The sequence below is a fragment of the Streptomyces sp. NBC_01260 genome, from assembly GCF_036226405.1.
GTDB lineage: Bacteria > Actinomycetota > Actinomycetes > Streptomycetales > Streptomycetaceae > Streptomyces > Streptomyces laculatispora.
In genome coordinates this window covers 5,095,180-5,113,244 of the sequence record NZ_CP108464.1, presented here as the reverse complement: position 1 = coordinate 5,113,244, position 18,065 = coordinate 5,095,180, and the positions used below count along the sequence as shown (strand labels likewise).

Sequence of the window (18,065 nt, the reverse complement as noted above, 5' to 3'; positions counted from 1 at the left end):
TGAAGGGGGGTGGTGACGATGGGCGGACTGCTGTTCAACGTGACCACGGCGGCACTGATGATGTTGATGCTCAACGGCGGACTGGCCCTCGTCGGCCAGGACACCCTGCGGGGGCGCCGCATCCCGTGGGCGGCGGTGGGACTGACCGCGGTCGCCCTCGCCGGGGTGATCACCCAGCTCTGCTGGTCCGGTGCGATGGACGCCCTCGACAGCGACCCCGCCAGGTCCGGCTGGTGGCGGACCGTCACCGCGACCTTCATGCAGAACGGCGGCCCCCTCGGCGGAGCATGGAACATCGCCACCCTCGCCGTCATCGCTGGCCTGGCCAACTGGTTCTGGGGCGCGCCGCTCACGCTGGGCCTGTTCCTCGCCGGCATTCTCCTGCCCGAGTACATCGACGCCCTGTCCGGCGAGAACGGCCACGGCACCGACCCCCGCAACTTCGCCGGAAGCTCCGGCGCCACGTACTTCCTCGCCGCGACCCTGTCCGCAGCCCTGCTCCTGCGCACGCTGCGCACCGGCCGCCGCCACGACCGGGAGAGCCTGAAGGAGACCCTGCTCGCGGCCGCCGTACCCGCGCTCGGCCTGGCGATCTGGTTCGCCCAGTCCAACGGCCACGGCCTCGTATCCGTCTACGGCTTCGCCCTGGGATCCGCCGCCTGCACCCTCACCCACCGCACCTCGGCCCGCCCCGCACCGGCCGGGGAAGTCCCGCACGAGGCGGCCTGAGTCCCGGCACCGCGCAGCCGGGAGTTCCCGGCCGGGCCCTCGGAACGGGTTGTCGGTCTGGTCGTTACGCCACATGACGGCCCGCAGCGCGAGAATTCGCTGCCGGACGCGGGCGATAGCGCCGCCGGGTGCACGTCCTCAGCCGATGCCCCCGCCGAATCGCGCCGCCGGCACCTTGGACCGATCACCTCTTGACCTCAACCGCGCTTGAGCCAGCACCGTGGTTCACATGAACACGGAATCCACGGCGCACGCCGCAGACGTCGAAGCCATCGGACAGGTCGTAGCCACCGTCGAGCACTCACAGCAGCACAAGAACCCCGATGAGTTCCTTGCCCTCTTCCACCCCGACGCGGTCTGGACGACGGGCGGCGGCAAGGTTCTCATAGGGCTCGGCGCGATCTCGGAGTTCACCCGCAAGGTCCTCCCGGCGACGAACTGGGACGGCAAGGTCACCTACGAGGTGGTCCACGTGTTCTTCATTCGCCCGGACGTCGCGGCGGTCAAGGTTCGGCAGCTCTACCTGGCCCCGGGCGACGAGAGAGAGGGGGCTCCGCTGTACGTGATGTCCAAGCATGATGACGGCCGCTGGTTGCTGACCGCCTGCCAGAACACGGAGGTCGCCGCCGACTGATCGATTTCAGGGACCGGCTGCACGCATGGGGCGAGGGCGTCCAACGTCAGTGTGTGAAGACAGAGCTGGACACCCTCGCCAAACCGGTACCGCGTCTCGGCGTCGCCGACGCTGACCGTAGTGATGTAGCCCTGGCCCTTCACCCAGCCCGTCGGCCATTGCTGGCCAGCCTCGTCCACGGCCTGCTGGAAAAACTCGGCTGACGGTTCGTCATCGAACCGCTCCGTCTGCCAGTCCCCGTCGCGGGCACCGCCCAAGGGATGCACTTCACCTGGTAGCTCGTGACCTCGTCATCCCTGTTCTTACGCTTCGCGATGCACGCCATATCGGGACCGTAGGACAGCAGTGCGCGCAAGGTGCGCCCAACACCCGAAAGAGGGGCATGCGGAATCAGCCGTATATGCAGGTCAGGCAGCATGCGCGCGGTGGTGCCCGGAACCGGACTCGAACCGGATCCGGGCAGGCCGCTGACCAGGCATTTCGTGCCCGACCTGGGCCGCGTCACCCGTTCTGACCCGTCCTCCCCCGTCCCTTCTCGTTCCGCTTCGCACCCGTGCGCCCGTGGGCGCACGGACCATTTGTGGTGGTTCACGCGAAAGGCCTGAGTGTCCAAAACTGGTCACTCAGGCCTCCACACCACTTCTACGTCAGCACCCGAGCAGGGGCTTCGCTCCGGCACACGGAGCCTAGGGTCAGATCGCGTCCGCGACCTTGCACAGCACCGCCACACTCGCCGTGACGTCGTGACTGAGCCGGACCGCGTGGTGCGGCAGTCCCGCCAGCCGGGCCGCCACCTCGGCGCGGGCACTCTCCCGGCCGCCGCCGTTCACGCCGTGGGCCTGCCCGAATACATCCGGGTACCGGTCCTCTGTCGCCCCGGACATGAAGTCGGCCTCGCCCAGCGTGCGGGTGCCGTCGACGACGTCCGGCGCCACATCGGCATCGATCCGGGGGAACAGGAGGGCGGCAGCCACGCCCCCGGTGGCCAGCGGCACATTGAACAGGCCCGGGAACTGGTCCGGGAACACCTGGACCTTCCGCTCCCTCTTCGCGTTCTCCCACAACGGCGTGTGGTCGCCGGCGAGCAGCGCCTCGGTCACCGACTCGTGCTGAGTCGGGTGGAAGCTCCCCCCGTCCCGCAGGTGCTCCCGTGCCCGGACGTCCCAGCCGAGCGAGTGGAGCAGGCCCAGGCCGAGCGCGGCAGCGGACGGCCACGGCACGACCTCGACGCCCCGCTCACCGGTCGGCCTCACCAACACCCGGTCGTTGGCGAGGAGCTGCCAGCCGTGCGAGGCGAGCAGCAGCGCCGTGGTGGTCTTCCCGGCCCCCTTGTCACCGAAGGTGAGGATGGTCGCTCCGTCCCCCGGCCGCAGAACAGCGGAGGAGTGCAGCACGGCCCACCCGTCGCGGAGGAGCTGCCCGCGGATCGCCTCCCGCGCGATGCGGGCGGCGGCCAGGGCGAGCGGCTGCGGATCGATCCCGGCGAGAACGAGACGACTGGCGGACGGTGTGCTGCGGTACGCGATCCCTTCCTCCGGCGACGTCGCGATGATGTCCTCGCCGTCACGCGCCACCAGCAGCGCGTGCTTCGCGTAGTCCACGGGCTCCACGGACCGGCCGTCATGGACGAGGCGGGTGATCTTCTCGTAGGCGTCCTGTTTGACGTCTGCGATCACCACGGATCCGGCACACACGGCGGTGGCGTCCACCGGCGCGGCGTTCCACCACGGGCCGAAGTAACGCAGGGCCCAGCCAGTGACCTCCTGTCGGTTGCTGAGCACGGTTACGGCCGCCGCGGCGGCCTCAAGTCGGGTAGCGCTGATCATGCGGAGATCCTTTCGGTAGGGGCAGGTGCATAGAGGCGATGCCACGCGGTCTGGCTCTGTGCCGGCGTGACTGTCAGGGTGATGAGGCAACGCGGTAGACGAGGAATTCGGCTGTCTCCTCTTCCGGATTCCAGGGGCGTGCACGGGAGCGCACGACAAGGCCGGCCTGGCCCAGGACCCGTTGAAGGTGTTCGTGGATCTCGGTCCAGTGGTTCTCGGCTCCGACGGCAGGCCACCAGGTAACCAAGGCGCAGCGGTCGGCCTCGGGCGGCCACACCGTCTGGGTGATGCGGCGAACGCCGACCTGGCCGTGCGGTGACCTCTGGTCCTGCCGGTTCGGGTGGAGCCCGGCTTCACCCAGGGCGTCGCGAACGAGATCCTCCGGCGCCTGCTCCTGCCACGTCCAGCCGTGTCTCTGGTAGTGCGGCGGGACGGGTTTCGTCAGTGCCCAGTCGGAGTCTGCCGGTGCCCTCCTCGGCAGCACACCGCTGGTCATCCGGTACACGAGCAGTTCGGCGGTGAAGTGGAACCGGGGCGAGCAGCGGAACCGGCTCGGTTCCACGACGTAGCCGAGGGACTCCAGAGCTTGAGCGGTCGCGGTGATCCGCTCACGCCAGTGGTCCTCGGCCCCGGCCGGCACCTTGCCCGTTGCCGCGTCACGGCGCAGCGCGGCGTCCGGCGACCAATCCACGATGACGCACAGCTCAGCTCCCTGGGGCCAGGCAGCCTCGGTGAGCACGTACGCGCGGCACACCCCGATATCCGCAGGCTTCTCACTTCGGCCGTAGCGCAGCCCGTCATCGCCGATTCTGACGAACTGTGTCTCGCCGATACCCAGTTCGCGCAGGTGGTAGTTCACCAAGGTCCGACCGCTCTGCGGGTCGGCCAAGGTGTATGCGGGCTCGGTCATGGGCCCTTCGCGGGTCCACTCATTCACTGCGACTCCTCGTGAGGGCAGAAGGCTGCGGCCAGGGGGCGTGTCCGACTATCGCGGTGTAGGCGTCACGGAGACTGCTGGCCGCAGAGTCCAGACGCAGGCGCTCGGAACGGGTCAGCGGGGGCAGGCACGGTACGGCCTGGCCGCCGTTGAAGCGCAGGGGGAGTCCGAGCCAGACATCCCCGTACGGCACGGACAGCTCCTCGATGCCGTCGGCCAGGCCGAGAGTCATGCGGAGCGCGGACAGCACGGCACCGGCAGGGCCGCAGCGGGTCCGGCCGATGCCGGTCCGGATCAGGGCCGGTCGCCGTTGGAGCTCTTCCACGACGGTGCGCACCGGGACGTCGACCGGGCGGCTGGCGACGGTGGTCGTCGACGCGCACACCACGGCCCGGTCGCCGTGCTCGCCGATCACATGGCCGTGCACGGCATCCGGGGGTACCTGGGCATACCGGGCCAGCAGGATTCGGTACCGGGCGGAGTCGAGGTTCGAACCGATCCCGAAGACCCGGGTGCAGCCGGACGCCTCGGCGAAGACCCGGGCCATCAGGTCCACGGGGTTCGTCACGACGAGGACGGTTCCGCCGAACCCGTGCAGCTCCCGGGCGAGGGCGCCGAGCGCGGGGGTGTTCGCCACCGCGCCGCCGCGTCGGATGTCCCGCGCGGCGGTGTTCTTGAAGTCGGTACGGAGGGCGACGACCACCGCATCGCAGCCGTGGAGGTCAGCGACCTCCCCGGCCTCGACCATAGTGCCCGACCGGGCGGAGACCGCGAGGTCTTGGAGGTCGGCGGTAAGGCCGTGAACCTGATCCGGTCGCCGGGACACCACGAGGAGCCGTCCGGGCAGCGCGGCGGCGACCAGGCTCGCGGCGACGGTCTGCCCGACGGCACCCGCCCCGACGATCCCCACCGCCGAGCCGCTCACCGGGCACCCTTGGTGTTGTGCTCCACTTCGGAAAAGACGGCGTCCAGGAGCCTGGGGCCAGCCATCGACCCCACGAGGAGCGCGCTCACCCGGTCCACGAGGCCGGCCACCGTACGGGCCCGTGCGATGAGGGTCTGCTGATGAGGAGCCAGGGGAAGCCCCGGCGGAGCGCTGAGGCAGGTGCTCAGGATGCTCACGGTGTCCATGAGCCACAGGACCAGGACCTCACGGAGCCGGGCCGCTCGCTTCTGCTCGGGCAACGACGCGACGTGCCGGGCGAGCGTCGAGGCGACGCCCTGCATGATCTGTCGTCCGGACTGCGGTTCCGGATGCCCGATTGCGAGCAGGAGCGTCCGGCCGGTGAGCTTCGCGATGTCCGGCTGCGGTCCGGCCGCCCGCTGCATCGCGGGGTCGATGAAGGTGAGCCGGGCGCCGTCGATGAAGACGTGCTCCGGCTTGAGATCCCCGAACACCACGGTGCCCCGGCGGGATGAGACCGCAGAGCCCATCCGGAGCAGCCTCGACACCGTCCCCTGCACCAGCTCCACGACCTCCTGGCGCTCGCGCTCCGGGAGCCCGCTGTCCTGGCCGAGCGCCCGCAGATAGGCCGTCGTGCTCAGGCCGTTGAACTTCCTGCGGAAGACGCCGACGACGGACCGCTCACTGATCTGTGCAGTTCCTCGCAGGTGCTCGGCACGGGCCGGGCTGTGCAGGTCGCCGAGGCTGAGGAGGACCGCGTCGAGGAGAGAACCCGTCTCCCACGGACGTGCGGCCATCTCGTCAGCCAGGGACGTCCCATCCGCGATCCGGGTAAGGAGAACCCCACCATGCAGGCCGGCCGTCTCACACACCCGAGGGCGCCCTATCCTGCGCAGCGAATCCAGATTCTGCGCCTCCCGGACCGTCAGCAGGTCGGGGCTCTGGACGTAGGCGAGTTGAGCGTCCTGGACCTCCTGCCACGTCCCCCCGGCGCCCCGCAGGATCGACACCAGCGACAGCCCCAGCCAGGAGTACTTGGCGAATAACTCCTCGTGGTCCACCGTGACCCGGCAGACGTACGACGTGATGCTCGGGCACTGCGGGCCGAGGACGATCTCCTTGTCCGGCCACAGTTCTTCGACTGAGCGGGCGATGGCCCGCTGGCTCGCGGTGTGCAGCAGCGCCGCGCTCACCGCCGTGTTCTCGCTCGTCGTGAGTGTCACCAGCCAACTCTCCTTTTGGGATGGGGTGTTGCACCCGCTCCGGGGTGGAGGGCATGAGGCAGGCGGCAAAAACGGGAACCGCCTTGGCCCAAGGCGCCACGCGCCCCGCGGATGCTCGGTCGTCCGCTCGCCCTGCACCGGATGAGGACAGAGGGAGCGCGACGGGTAATCAGGCCCGGTTATGGGCGCGGATCAGGGCTTCGATTCGGCGGATGCACGACAAGCAGCAGTAGTACGGGGCATCCCCGCTCTCCAGGCTCTGTGCGGGTCCAAGCCACAGGACGGGAACGTCGGGCGCCTCGCAGCGCCAGCACAGGCCAGTAGTCCACTCTCGGTCCACGAGGCGACTATCCGTCCTTGATTCCGAGGATCAGGGCACTGAGCAGCGAGGCGAGGAGCACCACGTACAGGATCTGACGAGTGCGCTCATTCACCGGGCTCACCCTCCCTAGGGCCAAGTTCGGCCCACACGCGCTTCCCCCACGTCAACGACTCGACGCCCCAGCGTCCGCCGCTCAGCGCGTCCACGATCGCCAGGCCCCGGCCCGACTCCTCTTCCGATCCAGCCGGCCGGAGATCGGGCTGCTTCTTCGACATGTCCACCACGGCGACCCGTGCCCGCTCGTGGCTCAGCCGGGTCACAGTCACCCGGACTGACTCCCGACGCGCGTGCAGGACCGCGTTCGTCAGCAGCTCGCTGATGACAACCTCGGCGGCGTCTTGCAACCCGTTCAGGCCCCACACGTTCAGCGCCAGGTGCACCAGGCGGCGCGCGGCGCGTGCGGATTCGGGAATCCTCGGCAGTGTCTCCGTGTAGGCGGGCAGCGTGCCCGTTCCGGTCTCGACCATGACGAGCGAACCAATCCTGATATGCCGGGAAGCACGTCGGCCGACCGCCCCCGAAGGAGTCGGCACCGCGAGGGCGGCCGGGGTACGGGTGGCAGTCTCAAGCATCCTGGGGCTCCTCCGCGGCGAGGAAGCCCCGGCCCATCGCGACCAGGGCGGCGACGCGCTCCGGGGGGCACAGCAGACCGGGACCGTCGAGCGGCGAGACCCACCAAGGCCCGCTGTCGTCCGGCGCGGTGACGCCGGGCGCGGGGACCAGGAGCAAGGCGCGCTGCGGGTGCATCACGACGCCGGGGATCGGCCGCAGCCTGGCGACGCGGCCCGGCACCAGCGCGGTGTACGACCCCTCGTTGGAGAAGTCGTCCGGACTGTAGAACAGCGGGCCGTACTCCAGCGCTTCAGCGAGGGGCGCCCTGCACGCCTCCGGGCCGTCGAGACCGACAGCCGCGTGGACGACACCGGCCGGGACGATGACGGCCGCGAACAGGAAGCTCGGCCGCAGCCAGGCCGCCCCGCTCTCCTCCCATTCCGCCTTCGCCTGCGCACTTACCGGAGCGGCCGACAACAGCCAGTGTCCGGAGGCGAGCATCCGCTCGGCACGAGTCGATAACGCCGCTGCTTTCGGCGCAGTACTCGCATCAGCCGCCCGGGGGCGTGTCGGAACGAGGCCGGCGGCTTCGTTATCTCTCGCGTGTGTGCTCGGCATCGTCAGCTCCCGGACGTCTGTCCTTGATGGGCAAATCAGCTTTGAACGAGGTGGCTCCGAGACCTCATATGGCGAGGTCGTGCCAGGCGCAGGCGGCGATCAACGAGCCAACGAACGCGAGGAACCCGAAACAGCTCGGGCTGGCCAGCACGCTCAAGCAGTGCCGGTCACCGGAGACGTCTTCTTCCGGCAGGGGCGAAGCCCACTCAAGGCCGCTCGGCGCGGCAGCATTGCTCACGGCCGACGGCTTCCGTCAGGTTGTCCGGGGCCTCGGGCGACAGCCGTTGTGCCGATGCACGCAGCGAAGGCGTGGCGCTCCAGCAGCCACGACAGGACGTCGTCGTCGGTGGGTTCCCATGCGGAGGTGACGATGCCGTCAGCCTGGCCCGTCTCGAACAGTTCGGCGATGCGCGGCCAGAGCGGCCACGTCATGGCGGGCGTTCCGGGCGGTGCCGTGTCAACGAGTTCGGCGACGATCGTCCAGTCTCGCGCCTCAGCGAATACGCGGTGCGAAGCCAGGGGCTGCCCATCCGCGGGCGCCGGCTGGCAGTCGTACAGCACGACACGGACACGAGAGATGCGAGCAGGAAGTCCCTCGCGGAGTCCGCCGCTCGCTGCCTCGGCCAGAACTGCGCGGCGAGCCCGTTGCTGTGGGGTCCGGTTCATGCGAGAACCGTCCCGCTAACGGGGGGCGACCGGAAGAAACGCCCCGTACGACTCTGCCGATTGGTCAGACCGGGAGTCGCACCAGGCGTATGAGTGGCATATGAGTAAGCGTCAATACTCGTACGTGGCGTACGAGTTACAGCGCGGTTTTAGCAGTGGCGGGCAGGAAACTGCCAGTTCCGGCCGGGGAGGCGCCGATCAGCTTCGACACCCGGCGTAGCCGCGCCGTATTGGCCAGACCAACCTTCTGAACAATCACGGACGGCAGGGCCTGATGGCGCGCCCAGTCTGGAGCAGCGACAAGGGCCTCCTCCAGGGTGTCGAGCGACGCATCGAACATCTTCGCATCCGCCTGCGCCATGGCCTTGTCCATCGCGTACCGGTTCCGGGCCGCTCCAGAGAGCGTCGACACATCCTTGATCGAGTCGATGAGTGTCAGTGCCTTCCCGGTCTGCCCCAGCGCGACGTTCACACCGACCGCCTGCGTCGTCGCCGACACCGGACCGAAGACGGTCCCATAAGCTCGGTGCTCGGCACCCATACGGGCGCCTGTTGCGTGGGACTGCGACAAGTAGTCGGCCGCCCGCTCCTTGTCGCCCATACGCGAGGCGACGACGGCCGCAAAGTTCACGTGGCTTCCATACGCCACCAGCTGGTCCACGGTCGCCTTCGAGAACATGGGCTCGATGTCCACAGCAGACTTCTCCGCCAGGGCGAGCGCCTCCTCCAGCCGCGCGTCCCGCAGGTAGATCCACGACCGGCCCGACGCCACCAGGGCGGCCCGCATGCCGTCCCCCGCACGGTCCGCCATTTGCTGCGCATGGCCGATGGCTGCGTACGCCAGATCGCGTGACCCCATGAGGTTCGCTACATACGCGGCGAGACGGTAGGCGTCCGCGACGAAGCCCCACGCCTCGGACTGCGCGCTAGCAGGTTGCGCGTGCACGTGGGCGCTGGCTTCGGCGAGGAGCAGCGCCGCGACCGCGCCAGCCTCAACATAGTTGCCCTTCCAGTAGAGGTCCCAGCACCGTTTCGTGGTCTGTCGAAGCTCGTCTGCGCTCGGCGCGTTGACGCCCAGGGGTAGCAGCCCGACAGCCGAGTCGTGCACGGCGCAAGACAGTTGACGCATCGTGGTGCGGTCCCCGTGCTCCATCGCTCGGCGCGGCCCCTGCTGCCCGAGAATGACGGACGTGTCGACGCGCAGCGCTGCGGCGATCTTCATGAGCGTCGGCAGGGTGAGCCGCTTGTCCTGCTCCGCCCCCTGGATCGTGGGAAGCGACAGGCCGGTCATTTCCGCGAGATCCGACTGCCGGATGGTCTTTCCCCGCAGGATCTTGATGCGCTCGCCGGTGGTGTACTCACTCCAACGTGGCATGCTGGTCTCCATTTCTAGCGTCCACTAGGAACGGTACTCCCGCCGCGCGGACCGGTATCGGCGGAAGGGCCTTACGAACTTCTTTCGTGAGGCCCTTCCGCATACACGTTGACCGTCCGGCCTGCTTGAGGTGATGGTCCGCGCCGGCGGCGGAGGCGCTCCCGGCTCCTGACCGGCCCGGGCACAAAGGCGCCCCGCTCGGGAGGAGCGGGGCGCCTTCACCGTGCAGGGACTACGGCTTCAATGACCACCCGCTGTCCGCTTCGTCCGTGAGCGTGATCCGGCCACCATGCGCGCAACGGGGCGGTCGCCGATGGGCAGCGTGACCCGGTAGCGATCCTGTCCCGTCGGCCGGGGCTTTATGGTCACAGCGACGCTGGCGCCGACCTGTCGCGCGGCTTGACGAATCACGCTCAGCGTGCCCTCCAACGGTAGGCGGAGGCCCAGCAACAATGGGAAGAACGGGCACCTATTCGGCAAGGGCCTCAACCCCTTTTCGCTCAAGGCCCGTTCCGCTTGAATGCGCTGGCGCCGCCCCATTGGCGCGGCGTCAGCGCTTCTCGTCACTCGATCGATGAGGTGAACTCTTCAGGCCACGGTCTCACTGCACGCAAAGGCCGGTGCACCCGTCGGGAGCGAAGCACCTCATCCGCTACTACTTGGTGCAGGGCAGGCAGGCATCAGAGTTGATCCAGTGGGTCCACCGGGGGCGCCCTGCGTTCTGAGCGACCTTCACCGACACCTGGTGCTGAGTGGCACGGGTGCCCTCCTCCTTGCCGGCCCAGTAAGAGCTCATCTGGCCGTTCTGGGCATACTTGTGGATCTTCTGAGTCTCGCAGTGGGTGTAACTGCCGCCAACGGACAGAGGGCCGACCGACACGGAGATACTCTTGTCCCTGCACGAGCCGTTAGAGTCAGCGGCAGGAGCCCAGTCATCCCACTTCACAGCCGGGCCCTTGGCGGCATTCCGCTCTACACCGTGACCGCAGGACGTAAGAAACGTGGCTGTGTTCTTATGGCATGAGGAGGGCGCCTTGACGCTGTAATAATTCCAGGTCGAGTTGCCGTCGTACTTCGTCACGTAGTCCGACCAGCAGGAGTCGTTGTACGAGAAGTACACGTTATCGCCGAGGAATGACTTGTACTGCGCCTTGCGGGAGAAGCAGTCACTCGCGTACTTCTGCGTGTACGGTGCGACTCGGGCAGCCACATCTGGATCGTCGTTGACGTCCTCCGGGGCTGTTTCGTCCCAGAACACGTCAGCCTTACATCGACTTTCCGCCACGTTTGGGTTGTAGTTGGGGTCTTGAAGAATGTCGGCGCTGACCTCGTAGCGGATGTTCTCTACGGTTCGCGGGGCAACGAGCAGGTCTTGCACATACGTGTCGCCTTCAGCGTCCACGCACTTAACCCCTGGGGCGATCTGCGAACGGATCTGAGTCATGTTGACTTGCAGGACTCGGTAGTCCGTTGCCAGATCCGCTGCACTCCGAACCGCAAGCTGTGGCGCGTCGCCGCTGACGCTGGAGGCGAACTCCGTGAGCGCTCTCCGCCCCTCTGCCGACGATGTGATGTCGCCGGAGTTCGACGACGTCACAGCAACAGATTCCGCACCGGTGGCCGCCTGAGCTGTGCTCGAAGCCGTTACGCCTCCAAGCAGCACTGTAGCAGCAGAGATAGCCACGGCGATTCTTCGTCTCGTTGCTCTCATTTTACCCTCCCCTTGGTTTCTCTGGACGAAGGGAATAGTGCATCACTTGCGTTGCTCCTGTCTCGACCTTTTCGAAACTTGAGCAAAGCATGAGGTCCGAACTCATGCAGAGTGGGTTCAAAAACCCGGGCCTCTATCTTAATGTGACCCGTAAAGAATAGCCGTTACTCAAATGTGCGCGCCGCACACAAAAACGTAACGGGCGCCCCATTTCGGTCATATTGCAACGAGTCGCCCATGTCGGTCCCATAAGGCTCAAGCGGCCATCAGATTTGGTGAGTTTCGTCGTACGGAAGCCAAGGAGAAAGCAGACTGTGCTCAGTTAAGATCCATAGGGCGCACGGTGGTTCCGATGGGCTGCGTCTCAGCAAGGACTGAGGGCCCCTCGCCCCATACCGGAGGAGACTCATGAAACGCGGACTTGCCTTCGCCGTCGTAGCAGTAGCATCCCTCGTCACAGCGTGCGGTACTGGTACGCAGAGGCATGAGGCTGCCCCGACGACTGCTCCAGCAGTCAGCGAGAAGGAGGCGGTTGCAGTCCTCAAACAGGTGGCAGCCGCCCCTGCGGGTGGAGATGGAGTCGACTTCTGCAAGAAGTACGCCTACCAAGTCGGTGCGTGCCAAGCCGTCTGGAAGGAAGCCGCCGCGAACTGCCTCAAGCCAGCCGACCCACCCCGCGTTTTGCGCACCGCGCCAGTGAGAAACTCAAAGACAACTGCGGGGGGGCGTGTCATCGAAGTCGAAGGCCTTACCCGTGGGGGGCAAAGATACGTCTCCCAGGTGTTCGTCACCGCGACCTCCGGCCAGCCCCAATCCTCCATCGGTGTCTACTGGGCCGGAGTCGGTTTGGACGGCTCCCCGCTGTCAGAAAAGAACAAGGTCCCACAGAGTGAGTGCCCGACGAGGAAGTCCACTAGCTGACATCTCAGCAGTTTCGGGGGGGGATCTTCCGGTCCGTGAAACCTTCCGTCCCCAGAACCACGGGGGCGGGTGGCCATCATGAGGTTGCGGCCGGAGGTCTCGCAGCCGGCGGAGATGCGATCGGGGCACCCTCGTCCGGGCAGAGCTGGGCCAGCCTGTGGTTCGCGAGGTCCACGGCATCCCGGAGGCTGGCCCCGCTGTTGGGATACATCTCATGCTCGACGGCAGTCAGCCGGTCCTCGATACCGGAGACCCGTGCCATCACACCGGGGCGGCCAGGCACACCGGGCCGGTCTGATTCGCCGGTCCAGTCATCCATGAACTCATCCACCCTGCCGACCAGGTGCAGCGCGCCACGGACCGCACGCCACACCGCAACCACCGCGCCGGCCAGCACGGTGACAGCACCGCCCCACACCAGGATCACGTCCACGGCCTCGATCCCTGTGCCGTCCATGCTCACCCCTCCTCGGGCGCAGGCGCCCGAGGAGGGGTGTAACGGGTCCTCCACCCTGCCGCGAACGTGATGGTCGTGGGCACGAGGGCCAGGGCGAACGGGCTGAGCGCATCAGGCATCCAGGAGAGCAGCCGCGCGTCGTCCTGGACGGTCGCGAGGATGGCGAGGATGCCGGTCGAGCTGAGGTAGGCCGCGGCCGTAGCCCAGCTAACCTTCTTCTCCACCGGGGTACGAGTGGCCATGAGAGCAGTCCTTTACAGGTTGATGACGTAGGTCCGTGGGGTGATGGCGGTGGCCAGCGCGCCGCTACGGCCAGTAGAGGATCTGTGCCTGGCCGGACACCAGGTCGTGTGTGGCCTGGTCACCGAAGACGGCGTACTCCACCCCCAGTGCGGCGCCGGCATCGACATGCCCGCCCCCATTGGTCACGTCCACGAAGGTGTCCCCGTCCGTGGCGACGCGCTCGACGATCTGCCCGCTCTTGGTGCGCTTGCCGCCCTTGGTCTCGAAGAACCGCAGCTGCACCGTCGCCCCTGCCGTGATCCCGGCCAGGTGCAGCGTCACCGTGCCGGAGTAGTGAGCAGCGCCGTTGACCATCGGGCCGGACAGGGGCACAGTCAGCCACTCGGCGCCCGGACGGGCCGCGACCTTCTTGACCGGGGGGTTGGCTCGTGTGGGCATGTCGTCCTCCGTGGGGTTCCAGCTCGCAGAGTGCCGCAGCCGTTCCGCGACGTCCGCGCGGAGGCTCGGCATGGTGAATCCGATCGGGTCGACCTTGTCGGAGCTCCACTCCAGGTGGCCGATCGTCGATTTGGCCTCGAGGCCCCAGTCGTCGCCCTTCGCGCGGTGGGCGCGGATGACGGCGGCCTGGGCGCGCACGATCGCGTCGTACTGGATGCCCGGCCACGGGTCGTCGCCGTCGCCGAGGTTTTCGCACTCCCACCCGTAGAACCGCTTGTTGCCGTCCGTGCCAGCGGAGTTGCCCCGGGTGGGCGGGCTGGGACGGACGCCGTAGGACTCAGCGATCACCTGTTCCAACACGACCGGGCAGCCGCCTCCGGCGTGGTTGGTGCGGCCGTAGCCGATCAGGTGGACCCGCCCGTCCTTCGCGATCATTCCGTGGCACAACGGGCCGGGCAGATTCGCGTATCCGTCGCGGACGATCGCGACGGTGGCCGCGGTGCCGGACGTCACTGTGCGATGGACGAGCGACCCGTGTACTGGACCCCAGGCGCCCTTGTGGTTCCGGTTGTGGGTACGCCAGTCTCCGACCTCCACGACCGTCAGCCCCTCGGCATGCAGCGCCCGTAGCAGCTCGTCGGCTGTGAGCGGGACGGCCATCACGCACGCCCCGGCCAGTGCCACGTCCCGGCGAGCTGACCGCCTGACTCGTCGTGGACCGAGCCGCCGGCGTCGAGCGGATGGAAGAAGAACCCGGTCGGGTTGGTGACCGTGAGCCCGACGCGGCCCGAGTTATCCGGGTCGACCTCGGTGACGGTCGCCGCGCGGCAGGCCGACGGGAACGCCTGGCTCCCGTCGCTGCGTAGTGGGGTTCCGTGACTGACGTAGTGAACGGTGCGGCCCACAGTGGGCGGAACGGTGGCTTCGCTCATTGGACATCTCCGTGTCGGAGGATGCCCGGCCCACAACCAGCAGCGCTCCGAGTTTAGAGGAGCGCCTGCAGACACGGCCGGACACATGCCCGGACCATCCCCGAATGACGGTGGACATGCGCCGACCTCGGCCTGGTGACGTATGTCTGACCTGCGCGGACACTATCCGGACAGTGTCCGCGCAGGTGTCCGGACAGGTCAGCCGTACAGCTCGATGACGACGACGCCGAACCCGCCGTCCGATCCGGGCTGGGCCTCCCCGCCGATGCTCACGCTGCCGCCGGCACCCCCGCCCCAACCGCGCGAGGCCGTGCCCGGCCCGTGGGTCGCGCGACCGTAGCCGCCGTGCCCGAGGTGGGAGGCACCGCCCATGCCGGCGCGGCCTGAGCTGCCGCTCAGCCGGAGCGCGCCCTCACCGGCGCCACCACCCATCGCAAGCTTCCCGGTCCCTCCGAAGGGCCCGGGGATACCGCTCGCGGTCGTCATGCCGGTACCGCTCGTCATGCTCGCCGTGCCACCGTCGCCGCCGTTGGCCACGACCAGCCCACCGAACGACGAGGCGCCGCCCGCGATGCCTGGCTGATTACCCGAGCCGGCTGCGCCGCCTGCCCCGACCACGATGGTCTCCACCGCGCCCAGCAGGCTGACGTCCAGGAGAGAGGAAGACCACCCGCCGCCGGCACCGCCCGGTCGAAAGATCGCTTCACCGGCCTCGGAGTCGGCGCCGCCTGATCCGCCCCCGCCGCCCTGGACCTGAACCCGAACCCGAGACAGCCACGGATAGTCGCCCTTCTCGAACTGGCTGACGCCCGGGGAGCTGAACGTGAGGACGTCGCGCAGCCCCATCACACCGGGGACCAGGCAAAGCTCCCCCTCGGAGTTCACGACGAAGTACTCACCACATGCGCAGACGCTGGCCAGCGGACTCACCCCTACTCGGGACTGATCGGTGCCCGGCCCACAACCAGCAGCATCACGAGGGTAGCTGTCCACGTGGAAGAGGGGTTGCGGTCACGTGGACGGCGATGTCAGCCCCTGCAGGGGCAGAGGGCAGGAGTCCTAGCTTGTTCTTTATCTTCGGGCTCGGGTCGATGTCGAGAGAGCTCGGGCGCCTGGGTGGTCGATAAAGGTTTGCTGCCTTGTTCGGCGATCGGAAGACTTCCGCTCATGCTTACGACTGCGCGTGACCTGACGCTTGAACACTTCCGGTGGATCGGTGGTCACGCGGACGTGTGGGCGATCTTTCGTGACGCCCAGGCACTGGCCGCGGTGGTCGCTGGTCTCGTTGAACCGTTTCGGGGTGAGCAGATCACGGCAGTCTGCGGGATCGAGTCGCGAGGATTTCTTCTGGGTGGTGCCGCGGCCGTCGAGCTCGGCGTCGGTTTCGTTCCCGTCCGGAAGGGCGAGGGCCTCTTCCCAGGCGACAAAGTCGTGCATCAGTCGGCTCCCGACTACCGACGCCTTCGTCACACGCTGCGACTCCAGCGATCCTCGCTGGGGCCGGGAGACCGCGTTCTACTGGTCGATGACTGGATTGAGACCGGAAGCCAGGCTGCGGCCGTCAGGAGCATGGTCGAGGAGTGCGGGTCGACCTGGGTGGGATGCAGCGTCATCGTTGAGCAGCTCACCGATGCGCCGAACAACGCCCTCGGCACCGTTCGAGGGCTGCTGGCTGCGAAAGACCTCCCACCGTGTGAGTCCTGAGTCCAACCTGCCGGCTTCGAACCGATCTCGAACTTAAGGCAGATTTGCGCAGTTCAGCGGACGTGGGGGCGGCCTTCGTCTGATCATGTGCTCCGACCAAGGTGCACGTGACCGAGACGAAGGCCGTGAGGGTGAGTCTGCTGCCTGATGCTGTTCGGAGGGAAGCGTTCGCGGAGGCGTCACGCTTCCGGGGCGAGTTCTACGCGTGTCTGACTGCTCGGCGCGACGAGTTGTTCGAGCTAGCGGATGCGGTGCTGTGTGCGGACGGTGCGGTGAAGTCCCCGGTGGACCTGACGCTGCTGCCCGAGCACCGTCGTGGGCACGGAGCGATGTACGGCGGCCTGAATCACGGCCGGATCGACGTCGATCGGCTTCGGGCGGTGTTGGCCGGCCTGCCGCTGCCGCGTTTCGACGGCGGTCGCCTGGTCCTGGCGGTCGATGTGTCGCCGTGGCTTCGCTCGGATGCGCCGTGCTCGGCGGAGCGGCTGTTCTGCCACGTCTACGGCCGGGCGAAGACCGCGTCGCAGTTCATTCCGGGCTGGCCCTACTCCTTCGTGGCCGTTCTGGAGCCGGGCGCCACGTCCTGGACCGCGATCCTGGACGCGGTCCGGCTCGGCCCGGCGGACGACGCGACCGCGGTCACCGCCGCCCAGCTCCGAGGGGTCGTTGAACGGCTCATCACCGCAGGCCAGTGGCAGGCCGGGAACCCGGACATCGTGATCGTGAGCGATGCCGGCTACGACGTCACCCGCCTGGCCTGGGTCCTGCGCGACCTGCCGGTCGAGCTGGTCGGCCGGGTCCGCTCCGACCGCGTGATGCGCCTACCGAGGCCACCGCGGATGCATGGTGTTAACGGCCGGCCGCCCAAGCACGGCCCGGAATTCCGGTTCAGCAAGCCGGAGACCTGGCCCGAGCCCGTGATCACCACGGTCAACGACACCACCCACTACGGCAAGGCCGAGACCCAGGCGTGGGACCGGGTCCACCCAAGGCTCACCCACCGCTCCTCCTGGCTCGACCACGACGGCGAACTCCCTTTGGTCGAGGGCACGTTGATGCGGTTGAAAGTCGAGCATCTGTCGAAGGACCGGGATGCCCCGCCACTGTGGTTATGGTCCTCCAAGACCGGTGCCACTCCGGACGATGTGGACCGATTCCGGCAGGCATTTCTCCGCCGCTTCGACCTGGAGCACACCTTCCGCTTCGCGAAGCAGACGCTCGGCTGGACCACCCCGAAACTCCGTAGTCCCGAGGCGGCGGACCGCTGGACCTGGATCCTGATCGTCGCTCACACCCAGCTCCGGCTTGCCCGGCCCCTCGCCAAGGACCTCCGCCGGCCCTGGGAGAAGCCAGCTGCCTCCGCCCGGCTCACCCCCGCCCGGGTCCGCCGAGGGTTCAGGAACATCCGCGCTCACCTGGCCTGCCCGACCCGTGTTCCCAAACCTCGAGGCACCGGCCCCGGACGGCCACCCGGCGTCAAGAACAAACGCCGGGCACCCCGCTACGACGTCGGCAAGACCGTCAAACGCCCCGAGACCCTCAAGGCCATCGGCAAGCCCGGAAGATCTTGGTAGATAAAGAACAAGCCTAGGGCCTGTTTCAGAAGTGGATCACCAACGAGCGTGACGCTCGGCTGCAGCATGCCACCAGCCGGGCGGAGAGGAGGCTGCGACCCGGGCGGTCGGCTGGTCGGGGTGCAGTCCATGGCGTCGCAGAGCGTCGGCGTTGATGTGGACGTCGAACCAGCCGTGCCACCGACCGTCGGCACCGACACCACAGGCCAGATCCCAACGGACCTCGGTCTGGTGGAAGG

The 18,065-nt window shown here is 67.9% G+C and carries 20 protein-coding genes; 5 read left to right on the top strand and 15 right to left on the bottom strand.

The window, feature by feature from the left end:
• The first annotated feature begins 18 nt into the window (after window positions 1–18).
• The 3 genes from OG322_RS22725 to OG322_RS22715 all read left to right on the top strand — a co-directional run bounded on the left by OG322_RS22725 (window position 19) and on the right by OG322_RS22715 (window position 1,566).
• Entirely contained in the window at window positions 19–729 is a 711-nt protein-coding gene (locus tag OG322_RS22725; protein WP_329306857.1) for a hypothetical protein, read from the top strand.
• Window positions 730–958: 229 nt separating this feature from the next.
• Window positions 959–1,363: an SgcJ/EcaC family oxidoreductase gene (locus OG322_RS22720; protein WP_123459749.1), complete on the top strand. Its 405-nt coding sequence runs from the start codon at window positions 959–961 to the stop codon at window positions 1,361–1,363.
• Window positions 1,364–1,416: 53 nt separating this feature from the next.
• Window positions 1,417–1,566: a hypothetical protein gene (locus OG322_RS22715; protein ID WP_185095295.1), complete on the top strand. Its 150-nt coding sequence runs from the start codon at window positions 1,417–1,419 to the stop codon at window positions 1,564–1,566.
• Between the two features lie 489 nt (window positions 1,567–2,055).
• Here the strand turns inward: OG322_RS22715 and OG322_RS22710 are convergent, their stop codons facing one another.
• The 15 genes from OG322_RS22710 to OG322_RS22640 all read right to left on the bottom strand — a co-directional run bounded on the left by OG322_RS22710 (window position 2,056) and on the right by OG322_RS22640 (window position 15,433).
• Window positions 2,056–3,189 (bottom strand): hypothetical protein, encoded by a 1,134-nt coding sequence (locus tag OG322_RS22710; protein WP_329306856.1) that lies wholly within the window; start codon window positions 3,187–3,189, stop codon window positions 2,056–2,058.
• A 73-nt stretch (window positions 3,190–3,262) separates the two neighbouring features.
• Window positions 3,263–4,099, bottom strand: coding sequence for a hypothetical protein (locus tag OG322_RS22705; RefSeq protein WP_311305317.1), 837 nt, complete (start codon window positions 4,097–4,099; stop codon window positions 3,263–3,265).
• 19 nt (window positions 4,100–4,118) lie between these two features.
• Entirely contained in the window at window positions 4,119–5,051 is a 933-nt protein-coding gene (locus OG322_RS22700) for a lactate/malate family dehydrogenase (RefSeq protein WP_311305316.1), read from the bottom strand.
• Window positions 5,048–6,253: a hypothetical protein gene (locus OG322_RS22695; RefSeq protein ID WP_311305315.1), complete on the bottom strand. Its 1,206-nt coding sequence runs from the start codon at window positions 6,251–6,253 to the stop codon at window positions 5,048–5,050. The genes OG322_RS22700 and OG322_RS22695 overlap by 4 nt, the downstream gene beginning before the upstream one ends.
• 426 nt (window positions 6,254–6,679) lie before the next feature.
• Window positions 6,680–7,102 (bottom strand): ATP-binding protein, encoded by a 423-nt coding sequence (locus tag OG322_RS22690; protein ID WP_329306855.1) that lies wholly within the window; start codon window positions 7,100–7,102, stop codon window positions 6,680–6,682.
• Window positions 7,103–7,199: 97 nt separating this feature from the next.
• Window positions 7,200–7,688 (bottom strand): hypothetical protein, encoded by a 489-nt coding sequence (locus OG322_RS22685; protein ID WP_311305313.1) that lies wholly within the window; start codon window positions 7,686–7,688, stop codon window positions 7,200–7,202.
• Window positions 7,689–7,869: 181 nt separating this feature from the next.
• Window positions 7,870–8,043: a hypothetical protein gene (locus OG322_RS22680; RefSeq protein ID WP_311305312.1), complete on the bottom strand. Its 174-nt coding sequence runs from the start codon at window positions 8,041–8,043 to the stop codon at window positions 7,870–7,872.
• The gene (locus OG322_RS22675) at window positions 8,040–8,237 is read right to left on the bottom strand and encodes a hypothetical protein (protein ID WP_329306854.1); all 198 of its coding nucleotides are present in this window, start codon (window positions 8,235–8,237) and stop codon (window positions 8,040–8,042) included. Before OG322_RS22675 ends, OG322_RS22680 begins: the two co-directional genes overlap by 4 nt.
• A 370-nt stretch (window positions 8,238–8,607) precedes the next feature.
• Entirely contained in the window at window positions 8,608–9,858 is a 1,251-nt protein-coding gene (locus OG322_RS22670; protein WP_329306853.1) for a helix-turn-helix domain-containing protein, read from the bottom strand.
• Between the two features lie 643 nt (window positions 9,859–10,501).
• The gene (locus OG322_RS22665; protein ID WP_311305309.1) at window positions 10,502–11,530 is read right to left on the bottom strand and encodes a hypothetical protein; all 1,029 of its coding nucleotides are present in this window, start codon (window positions 11,528–11,530) and stop codon (window positions 10,502–10,504) included.
• Window positions 11,531–12,554: 1,024 nt separating this feature from the next.
• On the bottom strand, window positions 12,555–12,935 hold the full coding sequence (locus OG322_RS22660) for a hypothetical protein (RefSeq protein ID WP_311305308.1): 381 nt from the start codon (window positions 12,933–12,935) through the stop codon (window positions 12,555–12,557).
• Between the two features lie 2 nt (window positions 12,936–12,937).
• On the bottom strand, window positions 12,938–13,177 hold the full coding sequence (locus tag OG322_RS22655; protein ID WP_311305307.1) for a holin: 240 nt from the start codon (window positions 13,175–13,177) through the stop codon (window positions 12,938–12,940).
• A gap of 64 nt (window positions 13,178–13,241) precedes the next feature.
• Window positions 13,242–14,276 carry a peptidoglycan recognition protein family protein gene (locus OG322_RS22650; RefSeq protein ID WP_329306852.1) on the bottom strand — a complete coding sequence of 345 codons (1,035 nt, stop codon included), beginning with the start codon at window positions 14,274–14,276 and terminating at the stop codon, window positions 13,242–13,244.
• Window positions 14,276–14,548 (bottom strand): hypothetical protein, encoded by a 273-nt coding sequence (locus tag OG322_RS22645; protein ID WP_329306851.1) that lies wholly within the window; start codon window positions 14,546–14,548, stop codon window positions 14,276–14,278. The genes OG322_RS22650 and OG322_RS22645 overlap by 1 nt, the downstream gene beginning before the upstream one ends.
• Window positions 14,549–14,746: 198 nt before the next feature.
• Window positions 14,747–15,433 (bottom strand): glycine-rich domain-containing protein, encoded by a 687-nt coding sequence (locus tag OG322_RS22640; RefSeq protein WP_329306850.1) that lies wholly within the window; start codon window positions 15,431–15,433, stop codon window positions 14,747–14,749.
• A 282-nt stretch (window positions 15,434–15,715) separates the two neighbouring features.
• Between OG322_RS22640 and OG322_RS22635 the strand changes: the two genes are divergently transcribed.
• Together OG322_RS22635 and OG322_RS22630 are read left to right on the top strand one after the other, a co-directional pair.
• Window positions 15,716–16,252 carry a phosphoribosyltransferase family protein gene (locus OG322_RS22635; RefSeq protein WP_329306849.1) on the top strand — a complete coding sequence of 179 codons (537 nt, stop codon included), beginning with the start codon at window positions 15,716–15,718 and terminating at the stop codon, window positions 16,250–16,252.
• Window positions 16,253–16,383: 131 nt separating this feature from the next.
• Entirely contained in the window at window positions 16,384–17,826 is a 1,443-nt protein-coding gene (locus tag OG322_RS22630; RefSeq protein WP_329307759.1) for an NF041680 family putative transposase, read from the top strand.
• The last annotated feature ends 239 nt before the right edge of the window (window positions 17,827–18,065 follow it).

Bases quoted from the DNA above. Each gene is read 5' to 3' on its own strand.
- OG322_RS22655 (WP_311305307.1), bottom strand. From the start codon at position 13,177: ATGGCCACTCGTACCCCGGTGGAGAAGAAGGTTAGCTGGGCTACGGCC.
- OG322_RS22705 (WP_311305317.1), bottom strand. From the start codon at position 4,099: ATGACCGAGCCCGCATACACCTTGGCCGACCCGCAGAGCGGTCGGACC.
- OG322_RS22645 (WP_329306851.1), bottom strand. From the start codon at position 14,548: ATGAGCGAAGCCACCGTTCCGCCCACTGTGGGCCGCACCGTTCACTAC.
- OG322_RS22710 (WP_329306856.1), bottom strand. From the start codon at position 3,189: ATGATCAGCGCTACCCGACTTGAGGCCGCCGCGGCGGCCGTAACCGTG.
- OG322_RS22635 (WP_329306849.1), top strand. From the start codon at position 15,716: ATGCTTACGACTGCGCGTGACCTGACGCTTGAACACTTCCGGTGGATC.
- OG322_RS22690 (WP_329306855.1), bottom strand. From the start codon at position 7,102: ATGGTCGAGACCGGAACGGGCACGCTGCCCGCCTACACGGAGACACTG.
- OG322_RS22660 (WP_311305308.1), bottom strand. From the start codon at position 12,935: ATGGACGGCACAGGGATCGAGGCCGTGGACGTGATCCTGGTGTGGGGC.
- OG322_RS22725 (WP_329306857.1), top strand. From the start codon at position 19: ATGGGCGGACTGCTGTTCAACGTGACCACGGCGGCACTGATGATGTTG.
- OG322_RS22685 (WP_311305313.1), bottom strand. From the start codon at position 7,688: ATGCTCGCCTCCGGACACTGGCTGTTGTCGGCCGCTCCGGTAAGTGCG.
- OG322_RS22670 (WP_329306853.1), bottom strand. From the start codon at position 9,858: ATGGAGACCAGCATGCCACGTTGGAGTGAGTACACCACCGGCGAGCGC.
- OG322_RS22675 (WP_329306854.1), bottom strand. From the start codon at position 8,237: ATGACGTGGCCGCTCTGGCCGCGCATCGCCGAACTGTTCGAGACGGGC.
- OG322_RS22650 (WP_329306852.1), bottom strand. From the start codon at position 14,276: ATGGCCGTCCCGCTCACAGCCGACGAGCTGCTACGGGCGCTGCATGCC.
- OG322_RS22720 (WP_123459749.1), top strand. From the start codon at position 959: ATGAACACGGAATCCACGGCGCACGCCGCAGACGTCGAAGCCATCGGA.